Origin of the sequence: Rheinheimera riviphila, from assembly GCF_004005945.1 — a bacterium.
GTDB classification, from domain to species: Bacteria; Pseudomonadota; Gammaproteobacteria; order Enterobacterales; family Alteromonadaceae; genus Pararheinheimera; species Pararheinheimera riviphila.
This window is the reverse complement of sequence record NZ_SACS01000016.1, coordinates 105301-122716: the sequence shown is the minus strand read 5'-3', so window position 1 is coordinate 122716 and position 17416 is coordinate 105301. Positions and strand designations below refer to the sequence as shown.

14 protein-coding genes are annotated in these 17416 nt (G+C 52.6%); 7 read left to right on the top strand and 7 right to left on the bottom strand.

Annotation, left to right across the window (positions count from 1 at the left end; all coding sequences use genetic code 11):
• Positions 1–249 precede the first annotated feature (249 nt).
• Positions 250–747 carry a phosphatase domain-containing putative toxin gene (locus tag EOE67_RS14620; RefSeq protein WP_127700077.1) on the bottom strand — a complete coding sequence of 166 codons (498 nt, stop codon included), beginning with the start codon at positions 745–747 and terminating at the stop codon, positions 250–252.
• Positions 748–796: 49 nt separating this feature from the next.
• The gene (locus EOE67_RS21045; protein ID WP_127700076.1) at positions 797–1582 is read right to left on the bottom strand and encodes a metalloregulator ArsR/SmtB family transcription factor; all 786 of its coding nucleotides are present in this window, start codon (positions 1580–1582) and stop codon (positions 797–799) included.
• Between the two features lie 169 nt (positions 1583–1751).
• Between EOE67_RS21045 and EOE67_RS14610 the strand changes: the two genes are divergently transcribed.
• On the top strand, positions 1752–2081 hold the full coding sequence (locus EOE67_RS14610) for a DUF4870 domain-containing protein (RefSeq protein WP_127700075.1): 330 nt from the start codon (positions 1752–1754) through the stop codon (positions 2079–2081).
• Positions 2082–2141: 60 nt separating this feature from the next.
• On the opposite strand, the gene EOE67_RS14605 is transcribed toward EOE67_RS14610, so the two are convergent.
• The 4 genes from EOE67_RS14605 to EOE67_RS20710 form a co-directional block, all read right to left on the bottom strand.
• Positions 2142–3560, bottom strand: coding sequence for a M16 family metallopeptidase (locus EOE67_RS14605; protein ID WP_127700074.1), 1419 nt, complete (start codon positions 3558–3560; stop codon positions 2142–2144).
• On the bottom strand, positions 3557–5026 hold the full coding sequence (locus tag EOE67_RS14600; protein WP_127700073.1) for a M16 family metallopeptidase: 1470 nt from the start codon (positions 5024–5026) through the stop codon (positions 3557–3559). The genes EOE67_RS14605 and EOE67_RS14600 overlap by 4 nt, the downstream gene beginning before the upstream one ends.
• Positions 5027–5239: 213 nt before the next feature.
• A complete protein-coding gene (locus EOE67_RS20715; RefSeq protein WP_206099610.1) occupies positions 5240–6571 on the bottom strand; it encodes a zinc-dependent metalloprotease in 1332 nt (443 codons plus the stop codon).
• 42 nt (positions 6572–6613) lie between these two features.
• A complete protein-coding gene (locus EOE67_RS20710; RefSeq protein ID WP_206099609.1) occupies positions 6614–7708 on the bottom strand; it encodes a DUF5117 domain-containing protein in 1095 nt (364 codons plus the stop codon).
• A gap of 240 nt (positions 7709–7948) precedes the next feature.
• On the opposite strand from EOE67_RS20710, the gene EOE67_RS14590 reads away from it, so the two are divergent.
• From EOE67_RS14590 to EOE67_RS14575, 4 genes are read left to right on the top strand one after another with little or no spacing between them, the layout of a single operon-like run.
• Positions 7949–8626, top strand: coding sequence for a phosphoribosylanthranilate isomerase (locus EOE67_RS14590; protein WP_068061065.1), 678 nt, complete (start codon positions 7949–7951; stop codon positions 8624–8626).
• Between the two features lie 53 nt (positions 8627–8679).
• Positions 8680–9378 carry a uracil phosphoribosyltransferase gene (gene upp / locus EOE67_RS14585; protein WP_127700072.1) on the top strand — a complete coding sequence of 233 codons (699 nt, stop codon included), beginning with the start codon at positions 8680–8682 and terminating at the stop codon, positions 9376–9378.
• A complete protein-coding gene (locus EOE67_RS14580) occupies positions 9375–10307 on the top strand; it encodes an EamA family transporter (RefSeq protein ID WP_127700071.1) in 933 nt (310 codons plus the stop codon). Before upp ends, EOE67_RS14580 begins: the two co-directional genes overlap by 4 nt.
• Positions 10307–11410 carry an alkene reductase gene (locus tag EOE67_RS14575; protein WP_127700070.1) on the top strand — a complete coding sequence of 368 codons (1104 nt, stop codon included), beginning with the start codon at positions 10307–10309 and terminating at the stop codon, positions 11408–11410. The genes EOE67_RS14580 and EOE67_RS14575 overlap by 1 nt, the downstream gene beginning before the upstream one ends.
• 146 nt (positions 11411–11556) lie before the next feature.
• On the opposite strand, the gene EOE67_RS14570 is transcribed toward EOE67_RS14575, so the two are convergent.
• A complete protein-coding gene (locus EOE67_RS14570; RefSeq protein ID WP_127700069.1) occupies positions 11557–12051 on the bottom strand; it encodes a MarR family winged helix-turn-helix transcriptional regulator in 495 nt (164 codons plus the stop codon).
• A 297-nt stretch (positions 12052–12348) separates the two neighbouring features.
• Between EOE67_RS14570 and EOE67_RS14565 the strand changes: the two genes are divergently transcribed.
• Entirely contained in the window at positions 12349–16245 is a 3897-nt protein-coding gene (locus EOE67_RS14565) for a non-ribosomal peptide synthetase (RefSeq protein WP_127700068.1), read from the top strand.
• Positions 16246–16392: 147 nt separating this feature from the next.
• A complete protein-coding gene (locus EOE67_RS14560; protein ID WP_127700067.1) occupies positions 16393–17346 on the top strand; it encodes a pseudouridine-5'-phosphate glycosidase in 954 nt (317 codons plus the stop codon).
• Positions 17347–17416: the final 70 nt, after the last annotated feature.

Below are 17416 nucleotides of genomic sequence, written 5' to 3'. Positions count from 1 at the left end.
CCGCTGCCGCGGTGAGTGTCGCCCTACGGCCAATAGATAATGCAAGTTTTGAGGGCGTACTCACCGCGATAGCGGTAGTACGCCGGCAAGACTTTGAAAAAAGAATGTTGGTTTTTTTATTTCAATAACGACCATTTCAACAACTCCGGCGCACTACCGCTGCCGCGGTGAGTGTCGCCCTACGGCCAATGGATATTGTGCGAGCGTTGCCCTACGGTGTTTTTTGCTCACGCGCTGATCGCCAAAAAATTACTGCGCATTAAACCAATCCAAATGTGGCTGTAAGGTCAGCGCATAAGGTCGCAACACCTGTACCCGTTGTTTCACATCAATTTTATCCAGGCCCGCTTCCAGCAGAATTTTCGCTGCCACCAAACCTGTGCGACCAGAGCCACCTTTGCAGTGGATGGCGACTTTCTGGCCTTGCCGGAGCAAATGGTGCACCATCGGCGAGGCCTGCTGCCAGCCTTGGGCAAATGCCAGTCCTGGCGCGTGATCGTCGGCAATCGGACAGAAAAACCAGAGTAAATCCAGTTCCTTACAAAGTGCCGGTAAGTCCAGAACCTGCAGCTGCGCCATTTCTTCGTCTGGCGTCAGCGAAATGAGTGCTTTGGCGCCAGCGTCTTTCAGCTGCTGCAGCGACTGGCGAAGATCCACCCCTTTGGTGCCGGGGCAGGGCGTAAATAACAAACCGGCCGTGGCCGAAGTGGCTGGGTTGATGCTGAGTTCATCAAATGGGTGTTGCATCGCGGTCTCCTTAAATCTTTGTCATGGTAAGATTTTTTAATTTTAGGCGTTAATCACAGCAAGCCGCAGCACGTGCCGGTCGATTACCCATGGTTTCTAAGTTCGCAATTAGGGGCGCCAGCAGCTGCGGGTTTTGTTGTAAGGTCAGTTCGATACTTTGACTGGCCCAGGCCGGTAACGCCGGATGGAGCCGGTAAAACACCCATTGTCCCTGCCGGCGGTCAATCAGCAGCTGGCTTTTGCGTAGCATCGCCAAATGTCTGGAGATTTTTGGCTGGGTTTGCACCAGCGCAGTTTCCAGTTCGCAGACACACAACTCACCTTCGTGGGCAATGAGCAGCAAACTGGCCAAACGGGTTTCATCGGCCAGCAGCTTAAAAAACTCAAGCGGCGCCAATGGCAGCGCCGGTTTTCGCTCCAGCAGCGCTTTGTCGTAGAGCAGCACAAACATTTTCAGCCGTTCGCTGATTTCATGCAGTGTGCGGTCAAAAGTTTGCGGCTCTGGGTCGAGTTTTGGATCGGGGAAATCCCAGGCCAACACGTATTTGGCGTTGATCTGGCTGGCGCACTGCTGGCGGGCTTTGTCACAGAGCAAAATGGCATAGTCGAATTGTTGCTGCGGTAAGTCATGAATGGCTTTGGAATAGCTGTCATCCGCCGCAATGCCTTGCCGTTTAAGGGCTGCCAAGGCCCGGAGATCGACCGTGCCCGGATTGCTGCCAGCACTAAAAATGCGAAACCGGTCGCGGTAACTGTTTTTCGCAACGGCTTCAGCCATCACCGAGCGAGCTGAGTTTTCGCTGCAGACGAATAATAGGCTTGGTATGTCGGACATTGCAGGCTCCGGTGTTTTTCTGAATTGTATATATGGAAAAACATATATGCAAGAAGCTGATTTACCTTGATCAGTGAATTGAGGTTGCTTTTTAATGGCGTTACGTTAACGTTCTGATTGAATGACGTTTTAAACCAAGCTGTTAAAAACAACAATCAAGGAATGCACCATGTCTGATTTTGGAACTTCACCGAACACCGACAGTAAAAATCTGGCGGCTATTACCCATATCGCTTCAATCTTTTTTGCGTTTTTCGCGCCGTTACTGATGTACATCCTGAAAAGCGACGATGCCTTTATTAAAGAAACGGCCAAAGAAGGGCTGAATTTCGCCATCACTGTGCTGCTGGTGTATATCCTGTTGGGTATTACGATTATCGGCGTGTCGTTGATGCCGGTTCTGTGGCTAATTACCGTGGTGATGTACGTGATTGCCGCAAAAACCGCTACTGAAGGGCAGGTGTACCGGTTCCCCTTTACCTGGCGTTTGATTAAGTAATGCTAAAAAGGGGTCGTCGCTCATTGTTTAATCATGAGCGACGACCGCTTTGTGTTTGGTTTAAAGTTTGTAGACTGCTTTTAGCTCTGGTACGGCGGATAGCTGTGCTTTGACGCTCTCATCGCCAACCACCACCAAGGTCATTTTATCCAGCGTCAGATATTTCGCTGCTAAGGCAGAAATCTGCGCTGGAGTCATCGCATTGACCAACTGCACATAATTTTCCAGCCGTGATAACGGCAGGCCATGACTTTTTAAGAACCACAATTCGTTGATAATCGAGCCACGCGCTGAGTTTTGCAGCACGTAGAGACCGGAAATGTAGTTTTTAAAGCCGGTCAATTCTTGTTCTGACGGCGCTTCGGTTTGCAGGCGTTTAATTTCCTTGATGATTTCCGCAAGAGCAGGGCCGGTTGCTTCGGCCGTGACATCGGCTTGCTGTTGCCAGGTTGCCGCTTTGACTCTGCTGTTTACTGCGCTGTTAGGCGAGTAAGTGTAGCCTTTGTTCTCGCGGATATTTGAGGTGATCCGACTGGCAAATGAGCCACCCAACAAGGTATTCATCACCCGTAATCCAACAAAATCTTCATGCGATGCATCGACCACTGCCAGACCTAATTGCAGCGTCGATTGTGGGGCATTCGGCCTTGGGATAAAAATCAGCTCGGCGGTATTGGCCTTGGTTGGCGCACTGATTTGACGGGTTTCACCGCCTGGCATCGCCGCAAATGCGGCTTTTACTGCAGCTTCGGCTTGTTGCGGGTCAAATTTACCGGCAATAAACAGATGACTGCGTTTCGCCACCAGATTGGTTTTTACAAAACTTTGTAAGTCTTGCAAGGTGAGCGCCTGCACCACTTTTTCATCGGCAAACACTTTGGCATAAGGATGGTCAGCAAACACCGCACCATAAAAAGCGCTGGTCGCCTGATTGCCTGGCGTCGATTTTTGTACTGTTAAATCACGGACAAAGTTATTCACCGCACGGGTGCGATCTTCGTCGGTGAATTTGGTATTTATCGCTAAGTCGGCCAGTAAATTCGCGGCATCCCCCACATAGTCACTCAGCACATCCAGTTGCAGAAAACTGGCATTAATACCAACACTGCTTTGCACCTGGCCGCCCATATTGGCTGCGGCTTCGGCAATTTCTTTGGCCGAGCGGGTGCTGGTGCCTTCGGTTAACAACTGATAACTCAAATCAGACACCGCATCTTTGGCGCCATCGTCAATATTGCCGGTGTCGGTGACCAGGCGCAACGTCACTTTGGGCGTGCTGCCATATTGGATCAACGTCACGCTCAAGCCATTGTCGAGGGTGAAATTGTGAGTGTCGGTGAGCTTAAAGCTTTTTGGGGTGCCGCCAGCCGGAGGCAGTTCTTTGTCCTGCGCCGGTAACTGAAAAGCCAACAGGCTCAGTGCCAGCATAAATCCGGTTTGCAGTTGACGTGTTATCGGGAATTTCGATAGTCCTTTCATGGTGTGTTTCCTTCTTTAGCCGGTGTCACCGCAGCCGCCGGGTCTTCGCCAGGCGTTAAGGTCAAAATGGTGCGGTTGCCAGGGCGCAGATATTCAGCGATGGTCGCTTTGAGAACTTCCGGTGTGACAGCTTTAAATTGCGCTTCTAAGTCGTTGATCCTGGCTGGGTCATTGTCAAATAAGGCGAAGCTTGCCAGTAAATCCAGTTTGCCAAAACCATAAAAGCTGTCGATGTTGTCGTACAGGCCGGAACGGATTTTGACGATAGCGCGATCAATATCTTTTTGTAGTATTGGCTGTTCAGTCAGCTGACCAATCACTTGATCGACGGCCGCCAACAACTCTTTTTCACTGTGTTTTTCATCATGGGTGAATGAACTCATCCACAACATCGGGCCGTTGTAGTTAAACATATTGCCCAGCAGATAATTGATGCCGCCGCCGACATCACCGGTCAGCTGACGGTTTTTCACCAGCTCCTGATGCAGCAGGCTGTCAGTGCCTTGCACTAATAATTGGTCGAGAATGCCCATCGCAAAATACTCTGGGGTATTGCGTGGTGGCATTTTGTAGGCAAAGGCCAGTGCTGGTTTAGGTGCCAGTTTATCGAACTTGTTAAAGCGTTTTTCCTGCTCTTGCCGAAGCTCGGTTAAATCAGGCTGCGCCGGTAACGTCACCGCTGGAATAGCGCTGAAATACTTTTTTACCATCGCCAAAGTCGGTTCGACTTCGACATCGCCGACCACCACCAGCACTGCGTTATTGGGCGAATAGTAGGTATCAAAAAACGATTTCACATCGTCCAGATTCGCTGCATCCAGATCGGCTAAATCGCCATAAAAGTTGTGGGCGTTGTACCAGTTGTTAAAGGCATATTGCGGCATATCCAGCCAGGGGAAACCGCCATATGGCTGGTTCAACACGTTGACCTTGACTTCGTTTTTCACCACACCTTGTTGATTCGTCAGGTTTTCCTGGGTGATCGCCAGGCCTTTCATCCGGTCGGCTTCGGCCCATAACATGGTTTCAACTTTATGCGCCGGTACAATTTCAAAATAGTTGGTGTAGTCAAACCGGGTTGAACCGTTCAGCACGCCACCGTTGGTTTGGACCAGACTGATAAATTCCATTTTGCCGAGGTTTTTTGAGCCCTGGAACATCATATGTTCGAATAAATGGGCAAAGCCGGTGCGGTTTTTTGGCTCGTTGCGAAAGCCAATGTTGTAGTACACCCCAATAACCGCAGTTGGTGCGGTGTGATCCGGAGAGATCACCACTTTTAAGCCATTTTCTAAAGTGCTGTAGTGCACTGGCACGTTAAAACTAACGGGCGCGGCTTGTTGCGTGGCCTGGCTGACCAAAGCGTCAGTAGCGGCTGGCGTTGCTGCAGGTGTTGGATCGGCCGGTTTTGGGTTGCACCCCAATAACACAGCACTGACACCCAGCGCCAATAATCGGCTGTACATAGATTTTCCTTATTCTCATTGGAATGTATTAGCGAGCTTTGGCTCATTGTTTGAGGTCTTATGCAGATCCCTGGATTGGGAGCAAAATCACTATAACCAGTGGTTAAAAATGCTGCAATCAGAATGCGGGACAATATGTTTCAGGATTTTTCAGCAGGGAAGGTGAGCAACCCCCAAAGCAACAAGCTGCACTTTGGGGATTGGTAGATAACGTTAAATCGGTGAACCTGGCGGCGGTTGTAATGCCTTTAACTTCCCAAGGTTAGCCACATCTTTTTGCGCCTGGGTCGCCAGCTGCAGCAGCAATTGTGAGTGTGCGTCTTTGGCGGCTTTTGCGCTTTGGCCAATTTGCGTCAGCATCAGCAGCAACTCTGCCCGGATTTCCGGTGCCAGTTGCTCATTTTGCGCCAATGTCGACAATTGCAGTAAATAACTTACCTGTAACCTGCGGCTGATCAAAGGTTTGGCGGCTGCCGGTGCTTGTAGCTGTTGCCAAAGGTCCGATAACAGCCGTGCCACTGACGGTACCGCGCTGTCGTTTTGATGTTGCCACTGTAATCTCGCCAGCCGTTCGCCATTCAGTAAAATACTAAAGGTATGCTGCGCCGCAGCTTCCGCTAATGACAGCGGATCCAGCACCAGCCCGGTGTAACCTTGGGGGCTTTCGCGGTTGTTGCTGTAGCCATAAGCTTTGGGTGGAATAAGTTGTTCTACCGCAGTCGGCAATGCCAGCGTGGTTGGATTGACAGTGCGAAGCAGCGCTTGGAACGCCCGTTGTTGATCCGCGCCCGCCACCGGCTGATACAACAGTTTTTCGCCGGCGGTTTTGAGTTGATACCGATAGTCATAACCACCCAGCCATTTGCCGGCCGCTTCGGTTTGATAACGATGGGCAAAATACACCGGCATTAGAATTTCGGCCAGATCCGAGTAAGGTCGGCCATCCGCTAACGCTTTGCTGTTGAAGTTGCTCAGGGCCTGGGCGCGCAGTTTCATCACCCGATCCAATTCAGTCACCGCATCAGCACCGTTGTCCCATAAACTGGAGTAGGCATGTGGCAGTTTGCCGCCATTGCTGTCCGGATCTGAGATAAAACGAAAGCCTTGTTGTGGTGCCTGACTGATAAAATCGAGTCTGGCTTTATCATCGGCAAAGTCACCGTAACCATATTGAATGACCCGTTTGTCCCAGTCGCCGATGCCACTGGCGTAAGCGCCGGTAAGCGAAATTTTGTTGTCGGCGCCCATCGTTAATACCGGATGCGGGTAATCCATCACTGAAGCGCGGTCTTTATTGCTGGCGGCAAAGTTATGGGCGATACCAAGGGTGTGGCCAATTTCATGGGCCGATAATTGACGAATGCGCGCTAGTGCCATTTCGCTCAGAGCGGCCTGGGCCGTGGTGTCTGCTGTGGTTGTAGCAGATTCCGAACCTTCAGCCGAAAATGGTGCCGTCATGCCCTGGGCAATCAAGTAATCCTGCCGCACCCGCAAGGATCCTAAAGTGACATGGCCCTTAATAATTTCGCCGGTACGCGGGTCCATCAGGCCATAACCGTAAGACCAGCCGCGCGTCGCCCGGTGTACTCATTGGATCACGTTGTAACGCACATCCAGCGGGTCGGCATCGGCCGGTAACATTTTCACCTGAAACGCATCTTTGTAACCAGCAGCGGCGAACGCCTGATCCCACCACTTGGCGCCGTCTAATAACGCTGAACGCACCGGTTCCGGTACACCTGGATCCAGATAATAGACAATAGGTTCCACCGCTTCGCTGACTGCTGCCGCTGGGTCTTTTTTCACTAATCGATGGCGTGGCACAAAACGTTGCATCATCTCGGCTTCAATCGGTACCGCGTAATCTTTGTATTCAAAGGACCAAAAACCACTTTCCGGATGGAAAGGCCGTGCGACAAAACCTGGCTCTGGTAACTCGACAAAACTATGGTGCATCCGCACGCTGATGCTGTAAGGATCCGGCGCCACTTGCTGCACAAATTCACCGGGTTTGTCGCCGGTAAATGTGATGGTGGCTTCAAGTTCAGTGTTTTTCGGAAAGGCTTTGCTGCGCGGCCAGTATAAGGCGGAGCGGCTGGCATCCAGGCTAAAATCGCCTTGTTCAGTAGCGGCTAAAGTACGGGCGACCCCATGGCTGTCGCGCAGCACAAATTCCGTGGCATCGAGCAGCAGCGAATCAGCGTCGCGGGCCACCACCGGAAAACCCCACAATACCGAGCTGGCAAAAGCTTCTTCGACCGAACGTTGCTCCAGCGGATTCTCCGATACGGCACGATATTGGGTATTGCGCTGGCGCAACAACACTTTGTCACCGGCATCTTCAAACACCACCAATTTCGCATCCAGTGACAGTAACTGGCCGCGATCCAACCCGATATCATTCGAACCCAACCCTTGTGGCAGGCTGGAGTAATACAAATATTCGGGCGCGTTGGCCGGTACTTGTAAATAGACTTTGCCGTTTTGGATGTCGGCAAAAATTGGAATGAGCCCTGGTTGTTGGGACATGGCGGCAGTGAAGCCTGCGATGCTCAAATCAGATTGAGCTGTTTGGCCTGGTTCGGCCGTTGGTGCAGGCTGGCAAGCGGCTATCAGTAAGACGAGTCCCAACGTGAGTCCGTGCGGCAGCCATAATCGCCGATAGGTGATTGAATTTGTCATTATTATTCTCCCTGAGTCAGGGTGAAATTAATTATCACTATTTACCGCGAAAAGCTATGGGCTGGTGATCAACAGCTTGTTGGCTGCGGCCAAATAGTCACAGCTATTGCCAAATATTTTTAGTCTGTTGCTTTTTGATTATATCTTGACATGAAGATTCTTTGTGTATTAAATAAATGTATCTTCAGGTGAAGATACATGATTGTGAGATATTTACCACCAACCCACAGGGAGCGCGAAATGAAACATTTGATCCAGGTTGCCGGCATCATTGATCGGCAGGAAGCACAACTGATAGTGAATGAAGGCGTTGAATGGCTGGGTTTTCCGCTGCGGCTGCCATCTGGCCGTGACGACATCAGCGAGCAGTCAGCGATTGCCATTATTGCCGAGCTGGATCAGCCACATGCCGGCGTGCTGATCAGTTATCTGACTGATGCCGGGCAAGTCAGTAGCTTTTGTCAGGAGTTAGGGGTGAAAGCTGTTCAGCTGCACGGGGATATCAGCGTCGACGAAATGGCAAAACTGCGTCAGTTAAGACCGGATCTGTGCATTCTGAAAAGCCTGGTGGTGAAAGAAGATAACGCTGACGAGCTGCTGCAACTGGTTGATCAGTGTGCCAGCTATGTCGACATGTTTATCACGGATACCTATAACCCAAAAACCGGTGCCAAAGGGGCGACCGGTTTAACGCATAACTGGGATGTCAGCGCTGAGCTGGTGAAGCGTTCGCCTAAACCGCTGATGTTGGCAGGTGGCCTGACGCCGGACAATGTGGCTGCCGCGATCCGCCATGTGCGTCCTGCTGCGGTGGATGCGCATACTGGGCTGGAAGGGGCGGACGGACGCAAGGATGCCGCGCGGATCCGTCGTTTTGTCGCTGAAGCCCGTCAGGCTTTTGCTGAACTCGCCGCTTAAGTCAACCAGCCCGCAGTTGATCCTGTGGGCTGCTTTTTTGCAAGGAGCTCATTATGTCTGCACAACTTCTGCCGGTGTTCCCGGCGAACAACAGCGCTGCGGTACCTGTGATCGAACTGACGCAAACGGACAGGTTGCGCGCGCTACACACACAGATGCGTGACCGCAGGGCCTGCCAATCCACTTTTACTTTTTATGCCGATCAGGTGATCCGGTTGTTACTGGAGCAAGCTTATGGCTTGTTGCCATTTCAGGATCATCAGGTGACAACACCGGTTGGCGCAACGTATCAGGGAAAAAGGTTGGCGACACCGCTGTTCGCAGTTTCTGTGATGCGCGCGGGTGAAAGTATGGAGTTTGAGCTGCAACGGATCAACCGGGATATCCCGATTGGCAAGATCCTGATCCAGCGGCATCAGCAAACCAAGCAACCCCATCTGTACTACAGCAAACTGCCAGCAAATATTGCACAGGGTTATGTGATGTTATTTGAACCTATGCTGGCCACCGGCGGCTCGGCGTTATGTGCGCTGGACGTGTTGCTGGCGGAAGGGGTGCCGGCGGAGCAGATTTTATTGCTGAATTTGCTGTCGTCACCTGCTGGTATCGCCAGAGTCAACCAGCAGCAACCAAAAGTACAGATCATCACCAGCAGTATTGAACAAGGTCTGACCGGTCAGGCTTATATGCTGCCGGGCATTGGCGACTTTGGTGATCGTTATTTTGGTACCGGCCAGGCGGAGGCGGTATGAGTAGCCGATCCTTTAGTTTGGCACTGTTATGCGGCGTGCTGGCGGCTGTGATCTGGGGCAGTACTTATGTGGTGACGACCGAACTGCTGCCACCGGACCGGCCATTATTGGCTTCGCTGCTGCGAGCATTGCCGGCGGGTCTGCTATTGGTGTTGTGGCAGCGTCAGCTGCCGCAGGGGCACTGGTGGTGGCGGGCAGCAGTGCTCGGTACCTTGAATATTGGTTTGTTTTTTTATTGTCTGTTTGTGGCAGCCTATCACTTGCCTGGTGGTGTTGCGGCGCTGGTGATGTCCTGTCAACCGGTGCTGGTGATGCTGCTCAGCGTGTTTTTGCTACATGAACCATTGCGGGCCCGACCGATGGTCGCGGCCGGCATCGCCAGCTGTGGTGTTGCGCTGCTGGTGTCAGTCCAGCAGGCTTCGTTATCGGTGATTGGGATCGTCGCAGGGCTGTGCGCAGCGATGTCGATGGCGCTTGGCATCGTGCTGAGTAAAAGGTGGCCAAAACCTGCCAGCATCAGTCTGGTGACTTTCACCGGCTGGCAATTGCTGGCGGGGGGGCTGCTGCTATTGCCGATAACATTGTGGCAAGAGGGGTTACCGGCGCAGGTCAGCCTGCGAAATCTGGCCGGTTACGGTTATCTCTGTCTGATTGGTGCCGTCTTAGCTTACTTGTTGTGGTTTCGCGCTTTGCAACGCTTGCCGGCAGTCACCCTGTCGTTTTTAACCTTTACCAGCCCGGTTTCGGCATTGGTCTTTGGTTATGTTGTATTAAATCAGATGCTTACATTGCAGCAGGCTGTTGGTGCTCTGGCCATCCTGGCCGCGATCAAGTTGGCGCAACGGCCACCAGCGCCAGTCATTTCCCCGGTAGCGGGCGTGGCCGGTCGCGATCCATTATTTACTCCCTTCAACAAAGGAAAACTCTGATGACAACTTTGTATAGTTCGCTGACCACAGGCGCACTGGCGCTGCAGAACCGATTTGTGATGGCGCCGATGAGTCGCAACCGCGCCACAGCCGATGGCCTGGCTACTGCATTAATGGCACAATACTACACTCAGCGAGCCGGTGCCGGTCTGATCATTAGTGAAGGTATTCAGCCAAATATCACCGGGCAGGGCTTTATGCACTCGCCTGGTTTGCACAATCAGCAGCAAGCCGACAGTTGGCGTGCCGTCACCACTGCCGTTCACCGTCAGGGCGGGCTGATCGTGGCGCAACTGATGCATGCCGGCCGTATCGGCCATCCATCTTTGTACGCCAGTGCGCATCAGTCGCTGGCTCCTTCAGCCGTGGCGGCCAATGGTTTTACTTACACCGCAGCTGGTCCGCAGCCTTATCCGGTGCCGCGCGTGATGGACAGCACCGACATCCGGCAGACCATCGAGGATTTTGCCTGCGCCGCAAAGTTTGCCATTGACGCCGGTTTCGACGGTGTGGAAATCCACGCTGGCAATGGTTTTCTGCTGCATCAGTTTATGGCGGACAACACCAATCTGCGCTCGGACGCATACGGCGGTTCGGTGCAAAACCGGTTGCGACTGACGCTGGAAGTCACAGCCGCAGTGGTCGCGGCCATCGGAGCTGGCCGTACCGGGATCAGACTATCACCGGAAAATCCCTATAATGATATCCGTGAAGCCGATGCTTTGATGTTGTACCCGGCGTTGTGCCGCCAACTGCCTGCCGATCTGGCTTACCTGCATCTCATGGAAGCGGGTAACCGGGATATGACGGCCTTGTTACGGCAAATGTGGGCTGGTTGTCTGATTGTGAACCCACATCAAAGTGCGCAGGCCGGAGCTGTGACTCCGGCAATCGCCAGTGAGATATTGCAACAAGGTCTGGCAGATGCGGTCGCCTTTGGCGCATTATTTTTGGCAAATCCGGATTTGGTGGCCAGAAGTCGGCAGGGTGGACCTTATAATCAGGTTGATCCAAGCACTTTTTATGGTGGCGGTGCTGCGGGATATACCGACTATCCGACCCTGGCAGAGCAATCACAGAATACAGTGAGCAGCGTGTTCTGATTATCCACTTGCTCTCATCCTCCGCCTGCTTCAATCGTCAACCTGCCCCAATCTTCAGTCCGGCGATTGGGGGCAGTTTCAGGTGTGGTTTTACTCAGCTCAAACAACAAGTTATGGACTCATTGTTCGCGGGCGTTTGGCCGTAGTTATTGCATGCCTTGTGATTGCAGCAGCTTTTTCAGCAACATCGCCAGTTGATCACGTTCGCTGTGGCTCAGTTCAGCCAGCAGGTCTTCGCCTTTGGCAAGATGGCGAACCAAGGCCCGTTCAATAATATCTAATCCTTTTGCGGTCAGTGAAACCAGTACACCGCGTCGATCATGGGGATCCGGACTCCGGCTGACCAGTTGCTTCGCTTCAAGCTTGTCGATCCTGTTGGTCATGGAGCCGGACGTCAGCATCAGCGTCTGTAACAATTGATTCGGAGTTAAGGTATAAGGCTTGCCAGAGCGGCGTAAAGTGGCGACCACATCAAATTCGCCGCCATTGAGCCCAAATTCGCTAAAAACAGTACTTAGTTCACGATCAAACAAAGCACAGCTACGGACCAGTCGTCCCATCACTGCCATTGGCGTCGGATCCACATCAGGCCGCTCCCGCTGCCATTGTTGAATAACAGCATCAACCAAATCATCCTTCATAGTATCTCCTCTTAAAGTTTCTTTACAGGAAGGTATATTAGCCGCTGATTGCTTACACGACAATAGCTGGATTACCACTGTTTTCTTTCTATAAATTTATTATAAATCAATGATGAAATCCGAATTTTAGCCTTGGTGGTCATTTATTTATGACAATAGCGTTAAATTATCTATCTTCACATAAAGATACTTGCTATAAAGATTTAAGCTGTTATTTTGGAACAGTCATTTTTAAACATCTGGCGGCAGGGAGCATTCGCAGCCAACTTTTTCATTGAACGACAAGGAGGCAAGACGATGGAATTTATACATTCTGCGCAGTCCGCTGAGCACAGGCAAACCCAGTTAGCACCCGGTTTCGGGCCGAAAAATCAGCAATGGTCGCAATTGGCTGATTTGCCGGCATTGTTACAATGGCAGTGTCAGCGACAACCTGAGGCTGTGGCCATTCGCACCGCCGATACTGAGCTAAGTTTTTCAGAGCTGGCGCAGCAGGCCGGGCAGATTGCGCAAGTGTTAGTCGGCCTGGGTCAGCAGCAGGAGCAATGTATTGGTTTGTATATGGAGCCATCTGCTGAGCTGGTTTGTGGTGTCTGGGGGATTTTATTTGCCGGTGGTTGTTATCTGCCATTGTCACCGGAGTATCCGTCAGAACGTATCCAGTACATGTTGACTGACGCCGGTGTGGGTATTGTGCTGACGCAGCGGCATTTGCGGGCGCAACTACAACAACTGGCACCGCAGTCAGTGACCATTTTATGTATTGAAGATTTACCGGCCGGTCTGCACAATTTTATGCCATTGGTCAGCCCGCAACAGCTGGCTTATATGATTTATACCTCTGGCAGTACCGGTGCACCCAAAGGGGTGATGATTGCACAAAGCAGCATCACGGCTCAGTTACAGTGGCTGGCACAACACTATGGTTTTGACCGCCAAAGCGCCATATTGCAAAAAACGCCGTTCAGTTTTGACGCCGCTCAGTGGGAAATTCTTGCTGGTGCGATGGGGGCCACTGTGGTTATCGGTGCCCCTGGCATTTACCGGGATCCACCGGCACTGCTCGATACCATCGCCGAACTGGGGGTGACGGTGTTGCAGGGCGTGCCGACGTTGTTGCAGGCGCTGCTTGAAGTGCCGGGCAGCGCTATCGCCAGTGGCTTAAGGTTTATTTTCAGCGGTGGTGAGCTGTTAACCCGGCAACTGGCGGCAGATGTACTGACGACCTTTCCGCACTGCCGGATGGTGAATCTTTATGGTCCCACTGAGTGCACGATTAACTCCTCGGCTTTTGAAGTAACAGCCAGCAATCTGTCCACCATACCGCTGGCCGTGCCGATAGGTTATCCGGTAGCTGATACCCGTTATTATGTGCTGGACGCCGCGCTGCAACCGGTTGCCGCTGGTGAAACCGGTGAGCTTTATATCAGCGGAGTTCAGCTGGCGCGCGGCTATTATCAGCGGGCTGAGCTGACCACTGAGCGGTTTATTCCCAACCCACTCAGTACCGATCCGCTGCATCAACGGCTGTACCGGACCGGCGATCTGGCGCGCTCTGATCAGGACGGCAATACCCATTTTGTTGGCCGGGTTGATAACCAGGTGAAGTTACGTGGTTATCGGGTGGAGCTGGACGAAATCCGCCTGCAAATTGAAAAACATCGTTGGATCAAAAATGCTGCGGTGTTGGTATGCCAGGATAGCCGGACCGGCACCGATCAACTGATCGCCTGTATTGAGCTTGATAAACAGCATGCCAGCGTGATGGATCAGGGACGGCAGGGAGCACACCATCAGTCAAAACAAAACAAACTGCAGGTGAAAGCCCAGCTGTCGAATGCAGGTTTACGGCAGGAACCGGAATTATTGGGTCGTGCCCGGTTGCCGTTATCCGGGGCAGAGCCGACAGCGGCACAACAGGCGCTGGTGTTTGCCCGGAAAACTTACCGGTTTTTTGAAGGTGGCGCGGTCAGCGCGCAGCAGCTTGAGCAGTTGCTGCAAAGTATGCCGCCGCAGGCAGAACAACCCCGGTCGCTGACAACACTGAACTTTGCTGATCTGGGTTATCTGTTACGTTATTTTGGTCAGTTTCACAGTGCAGATCGCCTGCTGCCGAAATATGGTTTTGCGTCGCCCGGCGCTTTGTATGCGACCCAGCTATATCTGGAAATCGACGGACTTTTTGGTGTTGAAAGTGGTTTTTATTATTATCATCCGCAGCAACACAGTCTGTATTTAGTGGCCACCAAAACAGCAGTGCCGGGGGCGCAGCTAAAGCTGCATTTTGTCGGCCGGGTCGATGCGATTGCCCCGGTGTATCAGAACAATATTGCTGAAGTGCTGGAAATGGAAACCGGTCATATGGTGGGGCTGTTTGATCAGATCCTGCCACAGTTTGGGCTGGCGGTAAGGGATGGTTATTTTGATCACAGGTTACAGGAAGTACTGGCCAGTCAGGCCAGCGATCAGTACCTGGGTTCTTTTGCCATCGACAGCTGGGTAGCGCCGGTCAACCCGGTCGACCAGATACTGCAGGTGCAACCGGGCGCAGTGGCCGATCTGCCTGCCGGTCAGTATCTGTGGCAGCCTGCAGGTTTAAAGTATCTGGATGCGCAACTGATCAACGAGTCTGAAGTGATCGCTATCAACCAGCAAGTATATCAGCGCGCCAGTTTTGGTATTGGTCTGCTTAGCCGCAGCGAAGATCCCTGGTATCAGTACATTGCGCTGGGCCGGCGGTTGCAGCAGTTGCAGCAAAATCCATGGCAGCTTGGCATGATGTCATCTGGCTACAGCTCGAAGTCGGGTCAGCCGCTTTGTGCCGCGATCCGGATGGATGCGCTGTGTCAGACGCGGCAGATGGCGCAGGCACCGTTCTATTTTGCAATTGGCGGTAAAGTCAGCCAGCAGCAACAACAATCCACCGGCATGCAGGAAGATAGTATTCATATGCGCGGTCCGGCGGAGATCCTGCGGGATGAGCTGCAAAGCAGTCTGCCAGCATATATGGTGCCGAATAATATTGTGGTTTTTGACCGTTTCCCGCAAACCGCCAATGGCAAAATTGACCTGAAGGCACTGCGTCAGGCGCCGCAAGTGCAAAGTAGCAACAATGCCGCGCCAATGCTGGCTCCCCGTAACGACACCGAAAATGTGTTGCTCGGCATGTGGCAGCAAAGCCTGCGGTTACAGCAAGTGTCGGTATTGGATGACTTTTTTGCCTGTGGCGGCAACTCGTTAAAAGCGGTGGCGCTGATGCATCAAATCAATCAACAGTTTGCGCTGCAACTACCGATGCAGGCGATTTTCACCGCCTCGACCATTGAAACTTTAGCGCAGTTGGTACAGCAAACCGCTGCCGAAGTCAGCCAACACAGCAGGTTATTGCCTTTACAGCGGACTGACGGTGCTGCCAGCGTATTCTGCTGGCCTGGTCTTGGCGGCTATCCGCTGAATCTGCGTCTGCTGGCCGAAACGACCGCCGCTGATCAGAATTTTTATGGGGTGCAGGCCGAAGGGCTGAGCCCAACCGAAACCATTCAGCCCGATATCAGTGCGATGGCACTGGCGGACATTGCGCTGTTGAAACAAGCACAACCAGCAGGTCCTTACCGGTTATGGGGATACTCTTTTGGTGCCAGGGTCGCTTTTGAAGTGGCCTATCAACTTGAACAACAAGGCGATGTGGTTGAACAGCTGTTTTTACTGGCTCCAGGTTCACCGGTACTGCCGGTTCCGAATCACAGTGGCCGGGCAGATTTTGACGAACCGGCCTTTGTCACCGTGTTGTATTCGGTATTTGCCCAGAAAATCAGTGGACCTTTATTGCAGCAATGTCTGCAAACGGTGCGCTGTCAGGCCTCTTTTGTTGATTTTATCTGTCAGCATTACCGGCAGTTACCCAAGGCGCTGGTGGATAACATCGTGACTCTGGTGCGCCAGACTTATCAGTACCGTTACACCTTCGCCGAGCTGAGCCAGCGCCGGTTAAAAGTGTCGCCGGTGATTTTTAAGGCCCGTGGCGATGATTATTCATTTATTGATGCCGTTGGTCGTGAATTGGGTTTAGTGGAAGTACAGCTTAACGCCGATCACTACAGTTTGCTGCAGGCAACCGGTATGGCTGAACTGAGCCGGTACATTCAGCGCTACCAGCAACTCAGTTTGCAGCTGGCAACGTTGCAATCAGCTTAATGGCTGTTCACCGTGAAAGGCCAAGCCAGGCAATGTCAGCCAGGCGGGCTTCGTATCACCCAATGCCGGTGTATCGCACCGGCCTGGTATTTATTCAGTGAGAAGGACAACATCATGCATGCAACACCATTTTCAGGGAGATCGCGGATGGCGCTGCCGATCCGTTATAGCGCCGAAGTGCAGGAGGCGCTGGCAGAGCAACAAGCGGTGGTCGCGCTTGAATCCAATGTGATTTGCCAGGGACTGGATTACCCGCTGAATCTGCAGACCGCGCTGGCATTAGAACAAAGAGTCCGGGCTCAAGGCGCCGTGCCGGCGACCCTGGCCGTGCTTCATGGCGAAATCCGGGTTGGTCTGACCGGGGACGAGCTGGCTTATCTGGCGACGCGGCCACAAACCCCTAAAATCAGCAGCCGCGATTTAGCATTTGTGCTGGCCGGTCGCAGCAGTGGAGCGACCACAGTTGCCTGTTCGCTACAGATAGCCGCCCATGCCGGGATCCGGTTTTTTGCCTCGGCTGGCCTTGGCGGGGTGCACCGTGGCGCGCAGCAGAGCATGGATATTTCCGGTGACTTAATTGAGTTAACCCGCAGCGGGCTGGCCGTGGTTTGTGCCGGCGCCAAAAATATCCTGGATCTCGGGCTGACACTGGAATTTCTGGAAACACACAACGTACCGGTCGTGTCTTATCAGTTTGATGATTTTCCTGCGTTTTATTGTCGTTCATCTGGTTTTAAAGCACCAAAACGGCTGGATGACCCATGGCAGCTGGCGGCCGCCATCGAATGGCAACAGGCGATAGCGCCCCGGCAAAGTATGTTGATTTGCACGCCAACTCCGGTAGCGGATGCGCTGGACGGCGCAGTGGTAGAGCAGGCGATTGCGGCGGCAACCCGGCAGGCTGAACAAGCCGGTATTATTGGCAATGCGCTAACCCGCTTTATTATGAAAGCGGTGGAGCAGGCAACCGCTGGTCAATCGGCGCTGGCCAATCAGGCGGTGTTACTGCATACCACCGAAGTCGCCGCAGAACTTGCAGTGATCCATGCCCGTTTTTGTCAGCAACACCAGCACCACGTTGCAGACCAGGCGACTGGTTGACAAAAAAAATTTAACGATATATCTTCATGTAAAGATACTTCATGTAAACAATGCTGCCTTATCGCAAGGT

Bases quoted from the DNA above. Each gene is read 5' to 3' on its own strand.
- upp (WP_127700072.1), top strand. From the start codon at position 8,680: ATGTCTGCACAACTTCTGCCGGTGTTCCCGGCGAACAACAGCGCTGCG.
- EOE67_RS21045 (WP_127700076.1), bottom strand. From the start codon at position 1,582: ATGTCCGACATACCAAGCCTATTATTCGTCTGCAGCGAAAACTCAGCT.
- EOE67_RS14575 (WP_127700070.1), top strand. From the start codon at position 10,307: ATGACAACTTTGTATAGTTCGCTGACCACAGGCGCACTGGCGCTGCAG.
- EOE67_RS20715 (WP_206099610.1), bottom strand. From the start codon at position 6,571: ATGGACCCGCGTACCGGCGAAATTATTAAGGGCCATGTCACTTTAGGA.
- EOE67_RS14605 (WP_127700074.1), bottom strand. From the start codon at position 3,560: ATGAAAGGACTATCGAAATTCCCGATAACACGTCAACTGCAAACCGGA.
- EOE67_RS14560 (WP_127700067.1), top strand. From the start codon at position 16,393: ATGGCGCTGCCGATCCGTTATAGCGCCGAAGTGCAGGAGGCGCTGGCA.
- EOE67_RS14580 (WP_127700071.1), top strand. From the start codon at position 9,375: ATGAGTAGCCGATCCTTTAGTTTGGCACTGTTATGCGGCGTGCTGGCG.
- EOE67_RS14565 (WP_127700068.1), top strand. From the start codon at position 12,349: ATGGAATTTATACATTCTGCGCAGTCCGCTGAGCACAGGCAAACCCAG.
- EOE67_RS14610 (WP_127700075.1), top strand. From the start codon at position 1,752: ATGTCTGATTTTGGAACTTCACCGAACACCGACAGTAAAAATCTGGCG.
- EOE67_RS14570 (WP_127700069.1), bottom strand. From the start codon at position 12,051: ATGAAGGATGATTTGGTTGATGCTGTTATTCAACAATGGCAGCGGGAG.
- EOE67_RS14600 (WP_127700073.1), bottom strand. From the start codon at position 5,026: ATGTACAGCCGATTATTGGCGCTGGGTGTCAGTGCTGTGTTATTGGGG.
- EOE67_RS20710 (WP_206099609.1), bottom strand. From the start codon at position 7,708: ATGACAAATTCAATCACCTATCGGCGATTATGGCTGCCGCACGGACTC.
- EOE67_RS14620 (WP_127700077.1), bottom strand. From the start codon at position 747: ATGCAACACCCATTTGATGAACTCAGCATCAACCCAGCCACTTCGGCC.
- EOE67_RS14590 (WP_068061065.1), top strand. From the start codon at position 7,949: ATGAAACATTTGATCCAGGTTGCCGGCATCATTGATCGGCAGGAAGCA.